This is a genomic window from Bradyrhizobium sp. OK095, from assembly GCF_900109945.1.
Lineage (GTDB): Bacteria > Pseudomonadota > Alphaproteobacteria > Rhizobiales > Xanthobacteraceae > Bradyrhizobium.
In genome coordinates this window covers 1-17337 of sequence record NZ_FOBX01000026.1, presented here as the reverse complement: position 1 = coordinate 17337, position 17337 = coordinate 1, and the positions used below count along the sequence as shown (strand labels likewise).

The window sequence follows — 17337 nt, the reverse complement described above, 5'->3', positions numbered from 1 at the left end:
ACCAACTGGAGAACAAGATGAAGACGATCAAACTCGCTACCGCGCTGGCGGCACTTTTAATCGCGCCGGCTTTTGCCCACGACCAGCATGAGCACGGGAGCTTTTCGGCCGGCGAGCCCGGCAATCCCAAGAAGTCCGCGCGCACCATCGAGATCCTGTTGAACGAGATGGACTACGCCCCCGCCAGGATCGAGGTCAAACGCGGCGAGCAGATCCGCTTCGTGCTGCGCAATGTCGGCAAGGAAGACCATGAATTCCTGCTGGCCACCACCAAGGAGAATCTCGCCCACGCCGAGGTGATGAAGAAGCATCCGCACATGGAGCACGACGATCCCAACGGGGTCAGGCTCGCACCACACAAGACCGCCGAGATCCTCTGGAAGTTCACCAAGGCCGGCACGTTCGAATTTTCCTGCCTGATCCCCGGCCATCGCGACTACGGCATGGTCGGCCACGTCACGGTGAACTGAAGCAATGGAGAGAGCCATGAAATCGATCAACCGCATCGCCGCAGCACTCGCGCTGACGCTCGGCCTGACCTTTGGTGCGGCCGCGGCGCAGAGCGCGCCGATCAGCGGCGAGGTCAAGAAGATCGACGAGAGTGCCGGCAAGATCACGCTCAAGCACGGCGCCGCCAAGAGCCTCGGCATGGACGAGCCCATGACCATGGTCTACCGCGTCAAGGACCCCGCTTGGCTGAAGCAGGTGAAGGTCGGCGACAAGGTAACCTTCGAGGCCGAGGAGGCCGCGTCGGGGTACACGGTGACGAAGATGGAGAAGGCGAAGTAGGCCCTCATGTCGTTCCGGGGCTCGCCCTCCAGGCGCCCCGGAATGACGCCGAGGCCCCGAAATACCCCGGCCAGACCTCCTGCCGCCCCCTCCGTTAACCCTTTGCTAACCATACACCCGGCAAGAATTGCCGAGTGGAGTCGAGTGTCGTCAGCCGCGTAGAACGGGAGGTCCCCCGTGGACGCCAGTGCGGTGCCTCACTTTCGGAACGGCGGCCCATCGGCCGCCGCGCAGACATTTGGGGCGCGCGGACGGCAGTCGCGCGGGGAGGCAGCTACCATGGTCGACGTCACCGCGGGACAGGGCGTAGGCAGCACGAACGCCGGCTTCCCCACCCTTGCCGAGATCGGCAACATCCTCAAGCGCGGCGATATCGCGCTGGCGCTCGGCGTCCTCACCATCCTGGTGGTGCTGATCCTGCCGCTGCCCGCGATCGTGCTGGACCTGTTCCTGGCGATCTCGATCACGCTCTCGATCCTGATCCTGATGACCTCGCTGTTCATCCAGGCGCCGCTGGAATTCTCCGCGTTCCCGACCGTCCTGCTGATCTCGACCATGCTGCGGCTGTCGCTCAACATGGCCTCGACCCGCCTGATCCTGTCGCACGGGCACGAGGGCACGGATGCCGCCGGTCACGTCATCGAAGCCTTCGGCAGCTTCGTGATGGGCGGCAATTTCGTCATCGGTATCATCGTCTTCGCCATCCTGATCATCGTCAATTTCGTCGTCATCACCAAGGGTTCGGGCCGTATCGCCGAAGTCGCCGCCCGCTTCCACCTCGACGCCATGCCCGGCAAGCAGATGGCGATCGACGCCGACCTCTCCGCCGGCCTGATCGACGAGAAGGTCGCCAAGCAGCGGCGCAAGGACCTCGAGGACGAGAGCGGCTTCTTCGGCGCCATGGACGGTGCCTCCAAATTCGTCCGCGGCGATGCCATCGCCGGCCTTTTGATCGTGTTCATCAACGTCGTCGGCGGCATGATCATCGGTGTCGCACAGCAGGGCCTGTCCTTCGCCGACGCCGGCCGCAGCTACACGCTGCTGACGGTCGGTGACGGCCTCGTCACCCAGGTGCCGGCGCTGATCGTCTCGACCGCGGCCGGCCTGCTGGTCTCCAAGGCCGGCGTTTCCGGCGCCGCCGACAAGGCGCTGATGAAGCAATTCTCCGGCTATCCGCAGGCGCTGGCGATGTCCGCGGCGGTCATGCTGGTGCTGGCGGCGCTGCCGGGCATCCCGACCATCCCCTTCTTCGCGCTCGGCGCCGGCGCCGGCGCGCTCGCCTGGAACGCCCGCAACCGCAACCGGGTGACGGCCAAGGCCGAGGAAGCCGCCAAGACCGCGCCCGCTCCGGGAACGCCGGGGGCGCCGGGCGCCGCGGCGACCGAAGAGCCGATCTCGGCCGCGCTGAAGATCGACGACCTCAAGATCGAGCTCGGTTACGCGCTGTTGCCGCTGGTCAACGGCCCCGACGGCACCGACCGTCTGACCGAGCAGATCAAGGCGCTGCGCCGTTCGCTCGCGATCGAGATGGGTTTCGTGATGCCCGCGGTGCGCATCCTCGACAACGTCCAGCTTGAGGCCAACACCTACATCATCAAGATCAAGGAGGTCGACGCCGGCACCGGCAAGATCTGGCCGAACCAGTTCATGGTCATGGACCCCGGCGGCAGCCAGGTGCAGGTGCCCGGCATCCACACCACCGAGCCGACCTTCGGCCTGCCCGCGACCTGGGTCGACGCCAGCCTCAAGGAAGAAGCCTCGCTCAAGGGCTACACCGTCGTCGACGCCGCGACCGTGCTCTCGACCCACCTCACCGAGCTGCTCAAGGCCAACATGTCGGATCTGCTCTCCTATGGCGAGGTGCAGAAGCTGCTCAAGGAGCTGCCGAAGGAGCAGGGCGAGCTGGTCAAGGACATCGTCCCCGGACAGGTCACGGTCTCCGGCATCCAGCGCGTGCTGCAACTCTTGCTCGCCGAGCGCATCTCGATCCGCGACCTCTCGACCATCCTCGAAGGCATCGCGGATTCGCTGGCCTTCTCGCGCAATCCGTCCACCATGGTCGAGCACGTCCGCGCCCGCCTGGCGCGGCAGATCTGCGCGCAGAACACCTCCTACAACGGCTATCTGCCGCTGATCGCGCTGTCGGCGCGCTGGGAACAAGCCTTTGCCGAATCCATTATCGGCCAGGGCGAAGAGCGCAGCCTCGCGATGCAGCCCTCGAAACTGTCGGAGTTCATGACCGGCGTCCGCGAAGCTTTCGAGCGTGCCGCGCGCGAGGGCGAGGCGCCGGTGCTGGTCACGTCTGCGGCAATTCGTCCCTTCGTGCGCTCTCTCGTCGAGCGGTTCCGGGCCCAGACGACCGTGCTGTCGCAGGCCGAAATTCATCCCCGGGCGAGGCTGAAAACGGTTGGAAGCGTCTGATTTGCCTTAAGAAGCCGTGTGTTTTTCGGCCACAGGCAAATGGTTTTTGGGTTTCTGGCGCCTTGTCGACCAAATGCTGACAAGGTGCCTTGCGGGCACATTATGTCTTTGAAATAATTGATAAATTGCACGATCGCGCGTCGCTTTTGATCGCGACTTTTCACGTCCCGTCACGCTCTTGTGATCGCCCCTTGGGAACGAATCCCCCCAATACTAGGTTGTTGGGCATCGGAAGCATGAACCTGCCCAAACAAGCAGGCGACTACTTCGGGTAGATGGCGGCAGGAGCCTTCCATGAACCACTCGATTTACAGCGCAGATCGCTCGACCCACCTGAAGATCGTGGTCGTGGCCCTCGTCGCAGGGATCGCGGTGGCAGGCTTCGGCATCACGGCACGCACGGGTTCGGATGATGGTCTGACCCAGACGGCCCGTGTCATCAAGGCCGGCAAGCCGGTTGTTATCACCAGCTCGAACGCGTCCCTCGTTCGCTAAGGAGACATGAGTTTCAGGAATTCACGCGGCTCTTTATCAGCCCCCCAAAGTCGCCACGTGGATATGTAGACGACCCCAACCCCAAGTCGACTACAGAAAGCGCCCGCCCCCCACGGGCGCTTTCTCATGTCTGGGGTACCCTCATTGCGAGTGCTCGCGCCTCAAACTCGTCATTGCGAGGAGCTCTTGCGACGAAGCAATCCAGACTGCCTCCGCGGAACGATTCTGGATTGCTTCGCTACGCTCGCAATGACTGAGTGAGACGCACAATCCCCATCCTCTAACAAGCACCACCTCAGCAGCGCGATACTACCGCGCCCCATAGGTCGGCGGCGGTGCCTGCACCGTCGGCGCAGCAGCCGCGAACAGCTCGTCCTTGCTGCCACTCAGCGGCGGATAGATGCGCTTGCAGTTGATAGTCTGCTTGGTCGCCTTTGCGGCCGCGCCCATAGCGCGCACCTCGCGATCCCAGCCTTCGGTATAGAGCGCACCCCAGCCGCCGAGATCGAGCACGGTCACGTACCAGTCGATGCGCAGCGGCAGCATCGGTTGGCCCGCGAGATCAGCCACCACATTGTGCCCGGCGAAGCGGCCCATGGGGCGGGCGAACTGGCAGGACATCACGGTCGGATGCAATCCGTCGACCACGCTGGAGGCGATATCGCCGGCCGCGAACACGCCCGGCAAATCGGCAACGCGCATGAAGGGATCGACGAGAAGACGACCGAGGCGATCGCGTGCGCCGGGAAAGTTCGCAGCCAGCCGGCTCGCGCGCATGCCGGCACACCAGATCACCGTCTGGGCCGGGATGAACTCGCCCGAGTTCAGATGAATGCCGGCGGCCTCGACGGACGTGACGCGCACGCCGAGCCGCGTCTCGACATCGAGCGAGGCCAATGCCGTCTCGATGACAGGCTGCGCATGCGCGCCGATGGTGGCGCCAACAGCCGGATTGGGATCGACCAGGATGATGCGGCGGCTGCCGGTGATGCCCACGCGCGCCAACCGCTCCGGCATTTCGGCCGCGACCTCGATGCCGGTGAAGCCGGCACCAACCACTGCGATCGTCGAACGCCCCGGCGATGGTGTGCTGCGCCCGAGTGAGGCGAAATGATCATCGAGGCGGAGCGCTGCAGCGTAGGTATCGACATCGAAGGCGTGGTCGGCAAGGCCCGGAATGTCGGGACGCATCACTTCACTGCCGAGCGCCAGCACCAGGCGGTCGTAGCCCAGCATCTCCCCGCCGCCGCTCGTGACCAGCGAAATCTGGCGCCGTACCGGATCGATGGCCTCGACCTCGCCGAGGCCGTGCGTGACGCCGATCGGATCAAGCAGTTGCGCAAGCGGAAGTGCGGTCTCGCTGAGATCGGCCTCGTAATTGCGGACGCGGATGTTGTGGTAGGGATTGCGGTCGACGAGGCGGATCTCGATGTCGCTGCCAGCACCGATCTCGTCACGCTTGCGCGCAGCGCCGATGGCCGCCCACAGGCCTGCAAACCCGGCGCCGAGCACGACGATACGCGCCATGTCCGCCTACTGCACCTTCCAAAGGGATCCCGCGGCCTGCCCGCGCAGGTCAATATAGCTCAAGCGCTGCTATCGACCAACTGCGGCAACGCCGCGCCGCCGCACAAAATCGCAGATCAGGCCTCGCGCAGTTCCGACGGCGTCGCGCCAAAGCGCTTGCGGAAGGCACGGTTGAAATAGGACAGATCTGAAAAGCCGGAGGAATGCGCGACGTCGCTGATCTTGCGCGCCCTCGCACGGGGATCGCCGAGCAGTTTTCGCGCCAACAGCAAGCGCTGCTCGAGCACGAATTCAGTGAACGTGGTGCCGGCCTGCTCGAACAGGCGCTGCGCCTGGCGCGGGCTCAAGCCTGAGCGCGTCGCAACTTCGGACAGGCAGAGATCGTTGCGGCCAAGCGCGGCCATCACGTCGGCGCGCATGAGATCGAGGCGAGCCGCCGCATGTCCGCGTCCGCGCGCGAGGCTTGCGTGCTCGGCATCGGTGCCGAGCAGCAGCCCCACGAGATCGACCATGTGCTGCGCGGTCAGACGCTGGCCGATGGCGTCGAGATGCGGCCCTTGACTGGCGGCGAGCGCGTGGTAGCGGAAAATGGTCTCGGCGACCGCACCGTCGGAAAGCACCTGCGAGAGCTTCTCCTCGGCGCGCGGATTGATGTCGAGCAGCGCGCGGCGCGGCATGCGGATGGTGGTGAAGCGATCCTGATCGGTATGGCCGACGGAGCCGGTGATGCTCATGTCGGCGAGCACCATCTGCGCGGGCGCAAGCTCGACGGCATGGCCGTTCTGCCTGACGCGGACGAGGCCTGCATGGGCCGCGATCAGGACGAGATCGTCGCTGCCGTCGGCAAGCCCGCTCTGCGTGCGTGAATATTGCGCGGAGGCACCTTCGGGAATCGCGAGCGCGATGTTGTCGACCACGCTGACCTGGAGCCGGCAATCGATGCTGTCGCCATGGCTCGGCCCGATGTCGAGGCCGCAGGACCCGAAGGCCCGTTCGCGCCATTGGTCGAAGGCCGAACCGTGCGGCAGACCCGCATATTGGTGGACGAAGATGCCCGGCGTCCTGGCTGCATCCATCTGAGTTCTAGCCCTTCCCCGGCACCACGATCGTCGGCGCCGACTTGCAAATTCCGGGGATTTGACGTCGCGAAATGCAGGGAGGTTCAAATCATGGGTGAATTCGGCGGGAATTGTCGGAAAGCGACGGCGGGATGGACCGTGGCGACAAGAACGCGGCCTTGTCGCCTGGCACCTACTTCTTCGCGGGAACCTGCGGCTGCGCCTGCGGCACCGTCTCGATCAGCTTGCCGGAAAACACCGGCGCCGAGGTCGGCTGGCCGTTGGGCGAGCCGCCGGCCTGCTCGACGGTGACGGCGTAGGTGGCGCCGTTGACGACATCGGCATCGTAGGACCCCAGTACCGGGCGCGCGGTGAAATCGCCGGCGCCGATCACGCCGAGCGAGCGCGGACGCGGCAGCTTGTCGGAGATCAACCAGAGCTCAAAGCTCTTGCCGGGCTCCGGCGTCGCGCCGACCTTGCGCACGGTAAAATTCTTGGTCGTACCGTCGATGGTGAGGATGAAGGCGGGGCCGCCGGCCTGGCCCTGCAACAGCGCGACATATTGCGACGACGCGGTAAGCGGCGCCGGTGTCTTCACCTCGACCGTCTGGATGCGCGGTGCGGGGCGCAGGCTGCCGGGCAGTGCATCGGGCAGGAAGATCTGAAGCGACAGTGTCACCAGCAGTGCGGCCGCGAGCGCGCCGACGGCGGATGCGATCGAGCGCCAGCGTTTCACCCGGCCCTCGAGCCGGACCACATTGCTGTTGTCGACGACCGGCGGAGGTGGCGTGCGCACGACTTCAGGATCCGGCGCATGGACCTGCGGCATGAAGATCGGCGCGATGTCGGGAATTGCATCGGGCGCCGCTGTGCCGGGCTGCTCCGCTTCGGGAGGCTGCGGCGCCACTTGCTCCATGCGGTCCGACGACGATCGCGGCAGCACGGGTTCGAACGAGGACGATTCCGGCACGGGTGGCGGCGGCGCGACGTCCGACAGCGCAGGCGCCTCCTGCGCAAAATCCGTCCGCGCGAGCTCGGAACGGATGTTCTCCCACACGATCGGACGCGGCTCGATCGTGCCGACCATCTGGTTGAGGACACCGAGCCGATAGGCCCAAGCCTGCACGACATCGGCGAACGCCTTGTCCACCGCCATCATGGTCTCGACCTGCGCGCGCTCGCCGGCGTCGAGCGTACCGAGCGCATACTCCGCGGCGAGCGCGATATGGTCCTCCGTGTAGGCCATCAATTGCAGTCCACAACCACCTTCACAGGACGAGCCCTCACAATCCGAGGCACGCGCGGATATCCAACATGCTGCGCCGGAGCCACGTCTTCACCGTGTTGACGGGCGCTGAAAATTTCTCCGCCAATTGCTCGCGGCTCCAGCCGTTGTAATAGGCGAGAAGCACGAGCCTCTGACGGTCCGGCTCGAGCCGGCCGACACATTCCAGCAGCCGCTTCAGCTCCTCGGTCATCTCGCGGCGCGCCAGCGGATCGGGACTGTCGGCCGCAACCTCCATCGCCTGAGGCTCTTCCTCGATGGAAACTTCCGTCTTCTTGCGAACGATGTCGATGGCGCGGTTACGCGCAATCGACGCCATCCACGTGATCGGTGACGACAAAGCCGGATTGAACTGGCCGGCGCTGTTCCAGATCTTGACGTAGGTCTCCTGAATGACCTCCTCTGAGAGATCCTGTCGGCGCAAGATACGGAGAACCACGCCATAGAGTTTCGCACGCGTGGCGACGTAAAGGCGCTCGAACGCGGCCTGATCGCCCTTGGCGACCTCCCCAATCAGCCCGACCAGCTCTGCTGGCGTCAGCATTCAGCCCCCCACGCGCGGCCCGTCGCGTTCCGCGCAGGCCCTGACACTCGGCTACCATAGCGCGTGGCAAAGCCCATCACCAAGGGGCGGCGCGCCACACTGTGGATAGCAGATGCGAAAACCCGGACCTTGCGGGTCCGGGTTCTGCAAATTCTCGGCGGTCTGACCGCTGGCTTTGTCTTTAGGCGACGGCGCCGATGCGGGCCCGCATCAGGCCGATGCTGTCGAGGTCGGCCTGCTCGCGGGCGTTCTCTTCGGCGCGCTCGCGGGCCTGGTCGCGCTCGTCGAGGAGCTCGACCTTCTTCAGTTCCTCGAAGGCTTCAGCCAAAGCGGCCTTGGCTTCGTCGAGCTGGCCCTTCAGCTCGTCGGCTGAGCGGGTCAGGTTCTCGCGTCGCTGGATCGCGGCCTTGGCATAGGTCGGGTAGGCGAAATGCGCGGGATCGTTGATCCCGGCACGGTCCTGCTCGGTCGAGATCTCGCGTTCGAGGTCGGTCGACATCCGTTGGAAGTCGGCGATCATGGTCTCGATCTGGGTGACCCGGCGGCGCTTCTCGTCGACCTGAAATTTCTTCAGGCGGATAAGGGTATCTCGTGACTTCATCGACTCATACTCCCCAGAAGTCCCTTAGCTGCAAGACATACACACATTGGGACGTCACCGATCTCCCCACAGGCCCGACGGGGGCCAAGACCGGCTCTGCTACTCTCAGGGGTCGGATGATGACGGGACAAAGTTAGCGTTCCGTTTCCAAATTACCGATGATTTGCGCCAATTGGCTGTAGCCGTCCGCCAGGGAGGCATTTTCGTCCTTGCGCTGCCGCAGGAAGGCCTCCAGCGGCTCGTGCAGGCGGATCGCCTCGTCGACCTCGGGGCTGGAGCCGGCCCGGTAGGCGCCCAGCCGGATCAATTCCTCCATGTCGGCATAGGTCGCCATTACCGCCCGCGCCTTCTGGATGGTCGGCCAGAATTGCGGATCGGCCGATTTCGGCATGGTGCGGGAGATGGATTTGAGGATGTTGATGGCGGGGTAACGACCGCGCTCGGCAATCGAGCGCTGCATCACGATGTGGCCGTCGAGAATGCCGCGGACGGCGTCCGCGATCGGCTCGTTATGATCATCGCCGTCGACCAGCACCGTGAAGATCGCGGTGATGGCGCCCTCGCCCAGGCCCGGCCCGGCGCGTTCCAGCAGCTTCGGCAGCTCAGTGAACACCGTCGGCGTGTAGCCCTTGGCGGTCGGCGGCTCGCCGGCGGACAGGCCGATCTCGCGCTGGGCCATGGCAAAGCGCGTCACCGAGTCCATCAGGCAGAGCACGTCCTTCTCTTCATCGCGAAAATATTCGGCGACCGCGAGCGTCAGATACGCCGCCTGGCGGCGCATCAGCGCCGGCTCGTCCGAGGTCGCAACCACCACGACGGAGCGCGCCAAGCCCTCCTCGCCGAGGTCGTCCTGCAAAAATTCCTGCACCTCGCGGCCGCGTTCGCCGATCAGCCCGATGACGCTGACCGCGGCATCGACGTTGCGCGCGAGCATCGACAGCAGCACCGATTTACCGACGCCGGAGCCTGCGAAGATGCCCATGCGCTGGCCGCGGCAGCAGGTGAGGAAGGTGTTCATCGCGCGCACGCCGAGATCGAGCGGGGCGCCGACGCGCTTGCGTGAGTGCGCCGGCGGCGGCGAATTGCGGAACGGCATCGGCGCCGGGCCTTGCGGCAACGGCCCCTTGCCGTCGATCGGCTCGCCCAGCGCATTGATCACGCGGCCGAGCCAGGCCGCGCAGGGCCGCACCTGATTGGCGGCATTGGCGATGACGGCCTTGCAGCCACGGCGCACGCCATCGAGGCCGGCGAACGGCATCACGATAGCGTTGTTGCCGGAGAAACCGATCACCTCGCAGGGAATGTCGCGGCTGGCGCCGGTCTCGATCACGAGCCGCGCGCCGACCGACATCGCGTGAATAGGTCCGGCCACTTCGACCATCAGGCCGCGCACGCCGACCACACGGCCATAGATATTGACGCCGTCGATGTCGCCGATCTGTTCGGCCAGAGCCTTCATAGAGCAGCCTTCATACGGGGCACGCCTTCATAAGAGGGCCTTCACAAGGTGGGCGCCCGTACGATCACGGGCCTTCATGCCGAAATCCTTAAATTTCGCCATATTTCTGAACGGCGCTTAACTTCGTGTTTACCCGCATCGTTAATCATTGCGTCACTGTCTTTGTGACTGAGCGTGACTCCCCTTCAGAAGAAGGCTGAGTCGCGGGAGTCGGTTAGGCCCGTCTCTTAAAGTGGAACTTGAACGGAACCGGATAACGAAAGCTGCTTCGCGCACAAGACCTTAGGGCGATTCGACGAAAATTGCATCTACAGGGCTTGCGTTCCAGAATCAGAATTTGTTAACCATCTGTTGTCAGGATCCGAATCAGTTGTTCAAAGGCGTTTAGTTGTGTGCCGCGAATGCGGCCGACCTGACGCCCAGGAGCGGCGACTATGGGGAACTGGCATGCGCGTTTTGCTGATTGAAGATGACAGCGCCGTCGCGCAGTCGATCGAGCTGATGCTGAAGTCTGAGAGCTTCAACGTCTACACGACCGATTTGGGAGAAGAAGGCGTCGATCTCGGTAAATTATACGATTACGACATTATCCTTCTCGACCTCAACCTGCCGGACATGTCGGGTTACGACGTCCTCAAGCAGCTTCGGGTCTCCAAGATCAAGACACCGATTTTGATCCTCTCCGGCCTCGCCGGCATCGAGGACAAGGTCAAGGGTCTCGGCGTCGGCGCCGACGACTACATGACCAAGCCCTTCCACAAGGACGAGCTGGTTGCCCGCATCCACGCGATCGTGCGCCGCTCCAAGGGTCACGCCCAGTCGGTCATCCAGACCGGCGACCTCGTCGTCAACCTCGACACCAAGACGGTCGAAGTCGGCGGCCAGCGCGTGCACCTGACCGGTAAGGAATACCAGATGCTGGAGCTGCTCTCGCTCCGCAAGGGTACGACCCTCACCAAGGAAATGTTCCTCAACCACCTCTATGGCGGCATGGACGAGCCCGAGCTGAAGATCATCGACGTCTTCATCTGCAAGCTCCGCAAGAAGCTCGCCAATGCTTCGGAAGGCCGCAACTTCATCGAGACCGTGTGGGGCCGCGGCTACGTGCTGCGCGAGCCGCACGAGGTCGAAGAGCGCATCCCCGCCTGATCGCGTTTACGTCGCGAGCCCCCGGGGCTCGCTCCTCCCAGCCTGGACCCCGCCGCAAATGGCGGGGTTTTGTTTTTTGGGGACGCCAACGCGGCTTCGTCGCCGTCCCGCCATTGAACCGCTATCCTCCCCCCGCCGACGAATGGTCGCTGCATGATGGGGGAACGATGATCCTGCAATCACTGGCCGGCCTGCCCGCCTTCCTGGTCTATTTCTGCACCGGACTGGTCGCGATCGTGGCGTATCTGTTCGTCTACACCCGCATCACGCCCCATAACGAGTTCCAGCTCATCCGCGACAACGATCCGGCCGCGGCGATTGCGCTTGGCCTCAGCCTGCTCGGCTTCGTGGCGCCGCTGGTCAGCGCCATCGCGCATTCGGCCAATGTGCTGGACTGCCTGATCTGGGCGACGATCGGGCTGATCGTGCAGATCATCGTGCTGTTCCTGGTGAAGGTGCCGGTGCCGAACCTGTCGGCGCGGATTGCCGCCGGCGAGCTTGCGCCCGCAATCTGGCTCGGGCTGTCCTCGCTCGCCGCAGGCCTGCTGAACGCCGCCTGCATGATCTACTGACATGATCCATTGATATGGCGGACAACCCCTCCAGCAAGCAGTTCGGCAAGCGCCGGCCGGCGCCGGTGCCGTCGACACCGCGGGAGCCGGTGAAGCGCTCCGGCCATGTCGCGCTGCTGGTGATGGGCACGATCGCGGTCGGTACCACCGCCTACACGCTGATGCCGCGGCAGCATTGCGAGCCCTCGCCCGGCGCCCTGCCGGGGCAGACGACCACGAATTGCAGCAGTAGCAGCAGTTCGTCGGGCGGCAGCAGCGGCTCGCGCTGGTCGTCGCGATCAAGCTTCTTCAGCAGCGATTCCTCGAGCCATTCCTCGTCGGGAAATTCGTCCGACTCAGGGGCCGGCAGCGTGAGCCGCGGCGGCTTCGGCTCGTTCGGCCATGGCTTCTCCGGCGGCGGCTGATCCATGCAACGTATCGTCTGCCCCGAGCGCGACGACTGGCGGCAGACCGCCGAGCAATGCGGCTTCGCCTTCCACACCATTGACGGCGAGCGCTATTGGGACGAGCGCGCCTATTACGCTTTCACCCTCGACGAGATCGAGCGCGGCATCGAGACGCCAACCGGCGAGATCGACGCGATGTGCCTGGAACTCGCCGGCCGCGTGATCGGCGACGAACAGCATCTGCGACGCTTGCAGATCCCCGAAGCGTTCTGGAGCCTGATCGCCGAGAGCTGGGAGCGCGACGACCGCAGCCTCTATGGCCGGCTCGACCTGAAGTTCGACCAACATGGTCAGGCAAAGCTGCTCGAATACAACGCGGATACGCCGACCTCGATCTTCGAGGCCGCGGTGTTTCAATGGACCTGGCTCGAGCAGGCGATCGAACGCCGCATCATCCCGGCGCGCGCCGACCAGTTCAACTCCATCCACGATCGGCTGATCGCGGCATGGAAGGACATCGCCACGGGCCGCCATCTGCATCTTACCGGCACCACCGGCAATGACGAGGACGCCGGCACGCTCGCTTATCTCGAGGACACCGCGCGGCAGGCGGGGCTCTCGACCACACTGCTCGACATCGAGGAGATCGGCTGGCGCGACGAGGTGGGCTGCTTCGTCGATCTCGATAACCGCGACATCGCGCTCGCCTTCAAGCTCTATCCCTGGGAATGGATGTTCCACGACGCCTTCGGCGCCAAGCTCAAGGACGCGCCGACACGCTGGATCGAACCGCCGTGGAAGGCGGTGCTCTCCAACAAGGGCATCCTGCCGCTGCTCTGGGAGATGTTTCCGAACCATCCCAATCTGCTGCCGGCCTTCTTCGAGGATGACGCGCGGGCAGCGGAGCTTGGAACGTCGTATGTGCGCAAGCCGCTGCTGTCGCGCGAAGGCGCCAATGTCACGCTGGTGTCCGGCGGGATGCCGCTCGACGAACACGCCGGCCCCTATGGCGCCGAAGGCTTCGTCCGCCAGGCACTGGCGCCGCTGCCTAATTTTTCCGGAAACTATGCAGTCGTAGGAAGCTGGCTGGTGAACCACGAGCCTTGCGGTCTTTCGATCCGCGAAGACGAGAGCCCGATCACCGGCAACGGCTCGCGGTTTCTGCCGCATGCGATCTTGTGAACCGGCGAAGCGGCTGCGCTGCCACATCAACTTGAACGAACAACGTGCTTGGCTATTTGCGCCAGTTGCGCCATTTTGTGTCTGAAATGATTTTCAGTGAGTTTGGTAATTTCGTGCATGGTTTTTCGACTGATCGCAGACCGCGCCCTCAGAGCCATTAATCCGCCTGCTCCAGAACCACGACCGCCGGCGCCGGCAATCCCGCTGTTCTATGATTTCGTCACGAGCGGCCTGGAGGTCGCTTTCGAGGCAGCGTGCGAGCGCCTGCAAGTCACATCGATACAGCCGCCGCGACGTGTACCCGGCTCGAAGTCATGCGGCGGCCCGGTCGAGGCCAGGGATGGCACCGCAGGTTGGGTCAAGGTGTCCGGCGTCCCGTCCGGCCATGAGAACATCCGCCGCGAGCGCGAGAGATCGGCTCGCGCCATCGCCAACGTCCGTACGCCCGAACTGCTCGCGACAACCGAGTGGATGTCCGGCGCGATCGAATGGCAGGCGGTGTTGACGCGATTCGTCGCCTTGCCGGACATCAATCAGTTCGTATCCGATGCCGGCGGATCGCTCGCGCGGAACGATGACTGGATCGCCCAGTTGCGGGCGACGCTGGACCAGATCGCGGCGATTCCGACCGCTCATTATTGCCTGACCGAGCAATATGTCGCCGGGGCGATTGTGGCCAGGTTCGGCCCGGACGCGCCGCGCGTCGCCGGCGAATGGCACACAGCACATGGCGACCTGAATTGGGGCAACCTCACCGTGCCGGATCTGGTCGTCTATGATTGGGAGACGTGGGGCCTCGCGCCGCGGGCTTACGACGCCGCCTATCTCATGGTCCACTCGTTCCTGGACCCGAATTTCATGGCGCGACTGGAGAACGAATTCAGCGACGAGTTCTCAACAGAATCAGGCTGCGTCGGTCTGCTCGTCGCATGCGCCGAGATGCTGAACTTCATCGAAGCCCGCCGTCACGACGAGCATCACGGCCGGAACATCAAGGCAATCGCACATCGCGGCCTCGCACGCTATTTCGAGGCGGCCTCGGGCGTGCGAGACTGAGGGTGCGAGCTTTCGTGCCCCGGTCTCACCGCGCAGCGGCGAGCTTCAGCGGCTGCGGCATCAATCCGCCCATCGGGCGGCCGGAGCGCGCGGGGTTGAGCTGATAGAGACCGCGACGGTCGGTGATGGGGCGGAACGCATCGGTGATGCCGACGACGGATTCAGCGGCGCCGAGCAGCAGCGTACCGTCAGCTTCCAGTCCCTTCGCCATGCGCTCGAAGATCACCGCCTTGGTGTCCTGATCGAAATAGATCAGCACGTTGCGGCAGAAGATGACGTCGAACGTGCCGAGATGGGAGAAGTCCTGCAACAGGTTGAGCTGGCGAAACTGCACCATCGCGCGAATGTCGGCATTCAGTTGCCAGATATCGCCGGCTTGCGTGAAGTACTTCACCAGGTGCTGGATCGGCAGGCCGCGTTGCACCTCGAACTGGCTGTAGAGGCCGGCCCTGGATTTCTCCAGCACCTCCTGCGACAGATCGGTGGCGACGATCTCGATGCGCCAGCCGGCGAAGGCTGCGCCCATTTCCTTCACGCACATCGCGATCGAATAGGGCTCCTGCCCCGTCGAAGATGCCGCCGACCAGATCCGCAGCGACCTGCGCGCAGCACGGGCCTGAAGCAGGCCCGGCAGGATGGTTTCGCGCATATGATCGAACGGGATCTTGTCGCGGTAGAAGAAGGTCTCATTGGTGGTCATCGCTTCGACCACGTCGGTCGCAAGCCGGCCGTCGCCATTCCTGATCTTCAGCACGAGATCGGGAATGCCGGGAAGGCTGGCCTTGCGCGCGAGCGGCAAGAGCCGGCTCTCGACCAGATACTGCTTGTCGGGCGACAGATCGAGGCCGGAGCGCTCCTTCAGGAACTTGCGCAGATACTCATAGTCAGTTGGCGTCACGAGCGATCCCCCGCAAACAGGCGGTTGACCTTGGCGCCGATCTGGTTGAGCGGCAGGATCGCCGCGCAGATGCCCGCATTCGCTGCCGCACCCGGCATGCCCCAGACCACGCTCGTCGCTTCATCCTGCGCGATCACGCTGCCGCCGGCGGCGACGATGTCCTTGCCGCCGCGCATGCCGTCCGAGCCCATGCCCGTCAGGATCACCGAGAGGATGCTGCCATGCCAGATGTCGATGGCGGAAGTGAAGAGCGGATCGACTGCCGGCTTGCAGAAATTGACGGCGGGGCCGTCGTCGAGCGCGATCACCACGTCCGCGCCGCTGCGCGCGACGCGCATATGCTTGCCGCCCGGTGCGAGATAAATCCGGCCCGGCTTAACCGGCTCGCCATCGACCGCCTCGGCCGATGGTTTGCGGCTCGCACGCGCCAGATGCTCGGCCAGAATGGTCGTGAAGGTCGGCGGCATGTGCTGGGTGATCAGCACGGGGAAGCGGTCGATGACAGGGCCGAGCTCGGTGACGAGCGCCATCAGCGCCTGCGGGCCGCCGGTCGAGGAGCCGATCAGCAGCACCTTCGGTGCCTGGCTCGAGAACGGACGCGTGGTCAGAGGCGACGACGGACTAAGGAGGGACGGCGCCGGTGCGGGCGCAGCAGGCCGCACGACAGCCGGTCCACGTGCGGCCGGTGCAGCAGGGCTCGCGGGCGCCAGCGGCGGGCTCGCCACCGCGGGCTTGCGGCGCAGCCGTGCACCGAGATGGCGGATTTTCTGAATGAGGTCGTGATGGAAGATGTCCGCGGCCGACGCTTCGCGCGTCGACTCCGGCTTCGGGATGTAGTCGGCCGCGCCGAGCGACAGCGCCTTGAAGCTGATCTCCGCGTTGCGGCGGGTCAGCGTCGAGGCCATGATGATAACGAGATCGCGCTTCTTCGCCAGCAATTGCGGCAGCGCCGAGATGCCGTCGAGCTCGGGCATCTCGATGTCCAGCACGGCAACATCGGGGTTGATGCGTTCGATCTGGTTGACCGCCTCAAGCCCGGTGCGCAGCGAAGCCGCGACCTCCATGTCGTGCTCGGCACCGACCCAGCGCGAGATCAGACCGCGTATGACGACGGAGTCGTCGACGATCATCACCCGCAGCGGCCCGGCTTCGCGCGACGTGCCAGTGGTCGAATTCCCTGCGAACGCAACACTCATTAACTCACCAACTCAGACTGAAACGGTACAGTTGAAAATAAGAGCCGAAGGATCCGTTCAGCCTCCGGGAGTCCGCTCAGATAAGTCCGACTTCCTGGAATTTCGCGGTCACGATGTCCTTGTCGAAGGGCTTCATGATGTACTCGTTGGCGCCGGCATGCAGCGCGCGCGCGATATGCGCGACGTCGTTCTCGGTGGTGCAGAACACCACCTTGGGCTGGTCGCCGCCAGGCATGCGACGGAGATGGCCGAGGAATTCGTAGCCGTCCATGACCGGCATGTTCCAGTCGAGCAGCACCGCATCGGGCAAGCCGCGCTTGCAGGCCTCCAGCGCCTTCTCACCGTCCTCCGCTTCGAGGATCTGGAAGTCGAGGCCCTCCAGGATCCGGCGCGCAACCTTGCGGATGACGCTGGAATCATCAACGACGAGACAAGTTCGCATGTGAACCTCTGCTTCCTATCCCCTTTTGCAGGGGCACTTCCAATTGCAGGTACGTCGGCGGGTTGCCGGCGTATCAGGCCGCCATCATCTCAGGGGCGAGCTCAAGGACGCGATCGACGTCGAGGACGACCATGAGCTGGCCGTCGAGACGGTGGACGCCGCCGGCGAGCTTGGCCATGCGGGGGTCGAGGTTGACGGGATTCTCTTCCATGTTGTCTTCGGCAAGCCGCAGCACCTCGCCGATCTGGTCGATCAGCAGGCCGTAGGATTCACCGCG

19 protein-coding genes are annotated in these 17337 nt (G+C 64.4%); 9 read left to right on the top strand and 10 right to left on the bottom strand.

Annotation, left to right across the window (positions count from 1 at the left end; all coding sequences use genetic code 11):
* Nucleotides 1-17: 17 nt before the first annotated feature.
* The 4 genes from BMW89_RS36490 to BMW89_RS36475 all read left to right on the top strand — a co-directional run bounded on the left by BMW89_RS36490 (nucleotide 18) and on the right by BMW89_RS36475 (nucleotide 3705).
* Nucleotides 18-470, top strand: coding sequence for a cupredoxin domain-containing protein (locus BMW89_RS36490; RefSeq protein WP_177196580.1), 453 nt, complete (start codon nucleotides 18-20; stop codon nucleotides 468-470).
* A 16-nt stretch (nucleotides 471-486) separates the two neighbouring features.
* Nucleotides 487-789 (top strand): copper-binding protein, encoded by a 303-nt coding sequence (locus BMW89_RS36485; RefSeq protein ID WP_177196579.1) that lies wholly within the window; start codon nucleotides 487-489, stop codon nucleotides 787-789.
* A 279-nt stretch (nucleotides 790-1068) separates the two neighbouring features.
* On the top strand, nucleotides 1069-3210 hold the full coding sequence (gene flhA / locus BMW89_RS36480) for a flagellar biosynthesis protein FlhA (protein WP_177196578.1): 2142 nt from the start codon (nucleotides 1069-1071) through the stop codon (nucleotides 3208-3210).
* Between the two features lie 294 nt (nucleotides 3211-3504).
* The gene (locus BMW89_RS36475; RefSeq protein ID WP_027532768.1) at nucleotides 3505-3705 is read left to right on the top strand and encodes a hypothetical protein; all 201 of its coding nucleotides are present in this window, start codon (nucleotides 3505-3507) and stop codon (nucleotides 3703-3705) included.
* A gap of 309 nt (nucleotides 3706-4014) precedes the next feature.
* Here BMW89_RS36475 and BMW89_RS36470 read toward each other — a convergent pair whose 3' ends face one another.
* The 6 genes from BMW89_RS36470 to fliI form a co-directional block, all read right to left on the bottom strand.
* Nucleotides 4015-5232 (bottom strand): NAD(P)/FAD-dependent oxidoreductase, encoded by a 1218-nt coding sequence (locus BMW89_RS36470; protein WP_092035170.1) that lies wholly within the window; start codon nucleotides 5230-5232, stop codon nucleotides 4015-4017.
* 116 nt (nucleotides 5233-5348) lie between these two features.
* The gene (locus tag BMW89_RS36465) at nucleotides 5349-6308 is read right to left on the bottom strand and encodes a helix-turn-helix transcriptional regulator (RefSeq protein WP_092035169.1); all 960 of its coding nucleotides are present in this window, start codon (nucleotides 6306-6308) and stop codon (nucleotides 5349-5351) included.
* A 175-nt stretch (nucleotides 6309-6483) separates the two neighbouring features.
* On the bottom strand, nucleotides 6484-7536 hold the full coding sequence (locus BMW89_RS36460; RefSeq protein WP_092035168.1) for an anti-sigma factor: 1053 nt from the start codon (nucleotides 7534-7536) through the stop codon (nucleotides 6484-6486).
* A gap of 37 nt (nucleotides 7537-7573) precedes the next feature.
* On the bottom strand, nucleotides 7574-8119 hold the full coding sequence (locus BMW89_RS36455) for a sigma-70 family RNA polymerase sigma factor (protein WP_092035167.1): 546 nt from the start codon (nucleotides 8117-8119) through the stop codon (nucleotides 7574-7576).
* A 181-nt stretch (nucleotides 8120-8300) separates the two neighbouring features.
* On the bottom strand, nucleotides 8301-8720 hold the full coding sequence (gene fliJ / locus BMW89_RS36450) for a flagellar export protein FliJ (protein WP_092035166.1): 420 nt from the start codon (nucleotides 8718-8720) through the stop codon (nucleotides 8301-8303).
* A gap of 133 nt (nucleotides 8721-8853) precedes the next feature.
* Nucleotides 8854-10179 (bottom strand): flagellar protein export ATPase FliI, encoded by a 1326-nt coding sequence (fliI, locus tag BMW89_RS36445; RefSeq protein ID WP_092035165.1) that lies wholly within the window; start codon nucleotides 10177-10179, stop codon nucleotides 8854-8856.
* Nucleotides 10180-10626: 447 nt separating this feature from the next.
* Here fliI and ctrA point away from each other — a divergent pair, with 447 nt between their 5' ends.
* From ctrA to BMW89_RS36420, 5 genes are all read left to right on the top strand, one after another.
* Entirely contained in the window at nucleotides 10627-11328 is a 702-nt protein-coding gene (gene ctrA, locus BMW89_RS36440; RefSeq protein ID WP_007600544.1) for a response regulator transcription factor CtrA, read from the top strand.
* 167 nt (nucleotides 11329-11495) lie between these two features.
* Nucleotides 11496-11900: a DUF350 domain-containing protein gene (locus tag BMW89_RS36435; RefSeq protein ID WP_092035164.1), complete on the top strand. Its 405-nt coding sequence runs from the start codon at nucleotides 11496-11498 to the stop codon at nucleotides 11898-11900.
* A gap of 14 nt (nucleotides 11901-11914) precedes the next feature.
* Nucleotides 11915-12304, top strand: coding sequence for a hypothetical protein (locus tag BMW89_RS36430; RefSeq protein ID WP_092035163.1), 390 nt, complete (start codon nucleotides 11915-11917; stop codon nucleotides 12302-12304).
* 3 nt (nucleotides 12305-12307) lie between these two features.
* Nucleotides 12308-13468 carry a glutathionylspermidine synthase family protein gene (locus BMW89_RS36425; RefSeq protein WP_092035162.1) on the top strand — a complete coding sequence of 387 codons (1161 nt, stop codon included), beginning with the start codon at nucleotides 12308-12310 and terminating at the stop codon, nucleotides 13466-13468.
* 117 nt (nucleotides 13469-13585) lie between these two features.
* Nucleotides 13586-14524 carry a phosphotransferase gene (locus tag BMW89_RS36420; RefSeq protein WP_092035161.1) on the top strand — a complete coding sequence of 313 codons (939 nt, stop codon included), beginning with the start codon at nucleotides 13586-13588 and terminating at the stop codon, nucleotides 14522-14524.
* A gap of 25 nt (nucleotides 14525-14549) precedes the next feature.
* Here BMW89_RS36420 and BMW89_RS36415 read toward each other — a convergent pair whose 3' ends face one another.
* From BMW89_RS36415 to BMW89_RS36400, 4 genes are all read right to left on the bottom strand, one after another.
* Complete coding sequence (locus BMW89_RS36415; protein ID WP_092035160.1) at nucleotides 14550-15422, bottom strand: CheR family methyltransferase; 873 nt, start codon at nucleotides 15420-15422, stop codon at nucleotides 14550-14552.
* Nucleotides 15419-16618: a protein-glutamate methylesterase/protein-glutamine glutaminase gene (locus BMW89_RS36410; RefSeq protein ID WP_092035159.1), complete on the bottom strand. Its 1200-nt coding sequence runs from the start codon at nucleotides 16616-16618 to the stop codon at nucleotides 15419-15421. Before BMW89_RS36410 ends, BMW89_RS36415 begins: the two co-directional genes overlap by 4 nt.
* Nucleotides 16619-16694: 76 nt before the next feature.
* Nucleotides 16695-17060: a response regulator gene (locus tag BMW89_RS36405; RefSeq protein ID WP_007600538.1), complete on the bottom strand. Its 366-nt coding sequence runs from the start codon at nucleotides 17058-17060 to the stop codon at nucleotides 16695-16697.
* Nucleotides 17061-17133: 73 nt separating this feature from the next.
* Nucleotides 17134-17337, bottom strand: a 204-nt coding sequence (locus BMW89_RS36400) for a chemotaxis protein CheW (protein WP_177196577.1), incomplete at its 5' end; no start/stop codon positions are given.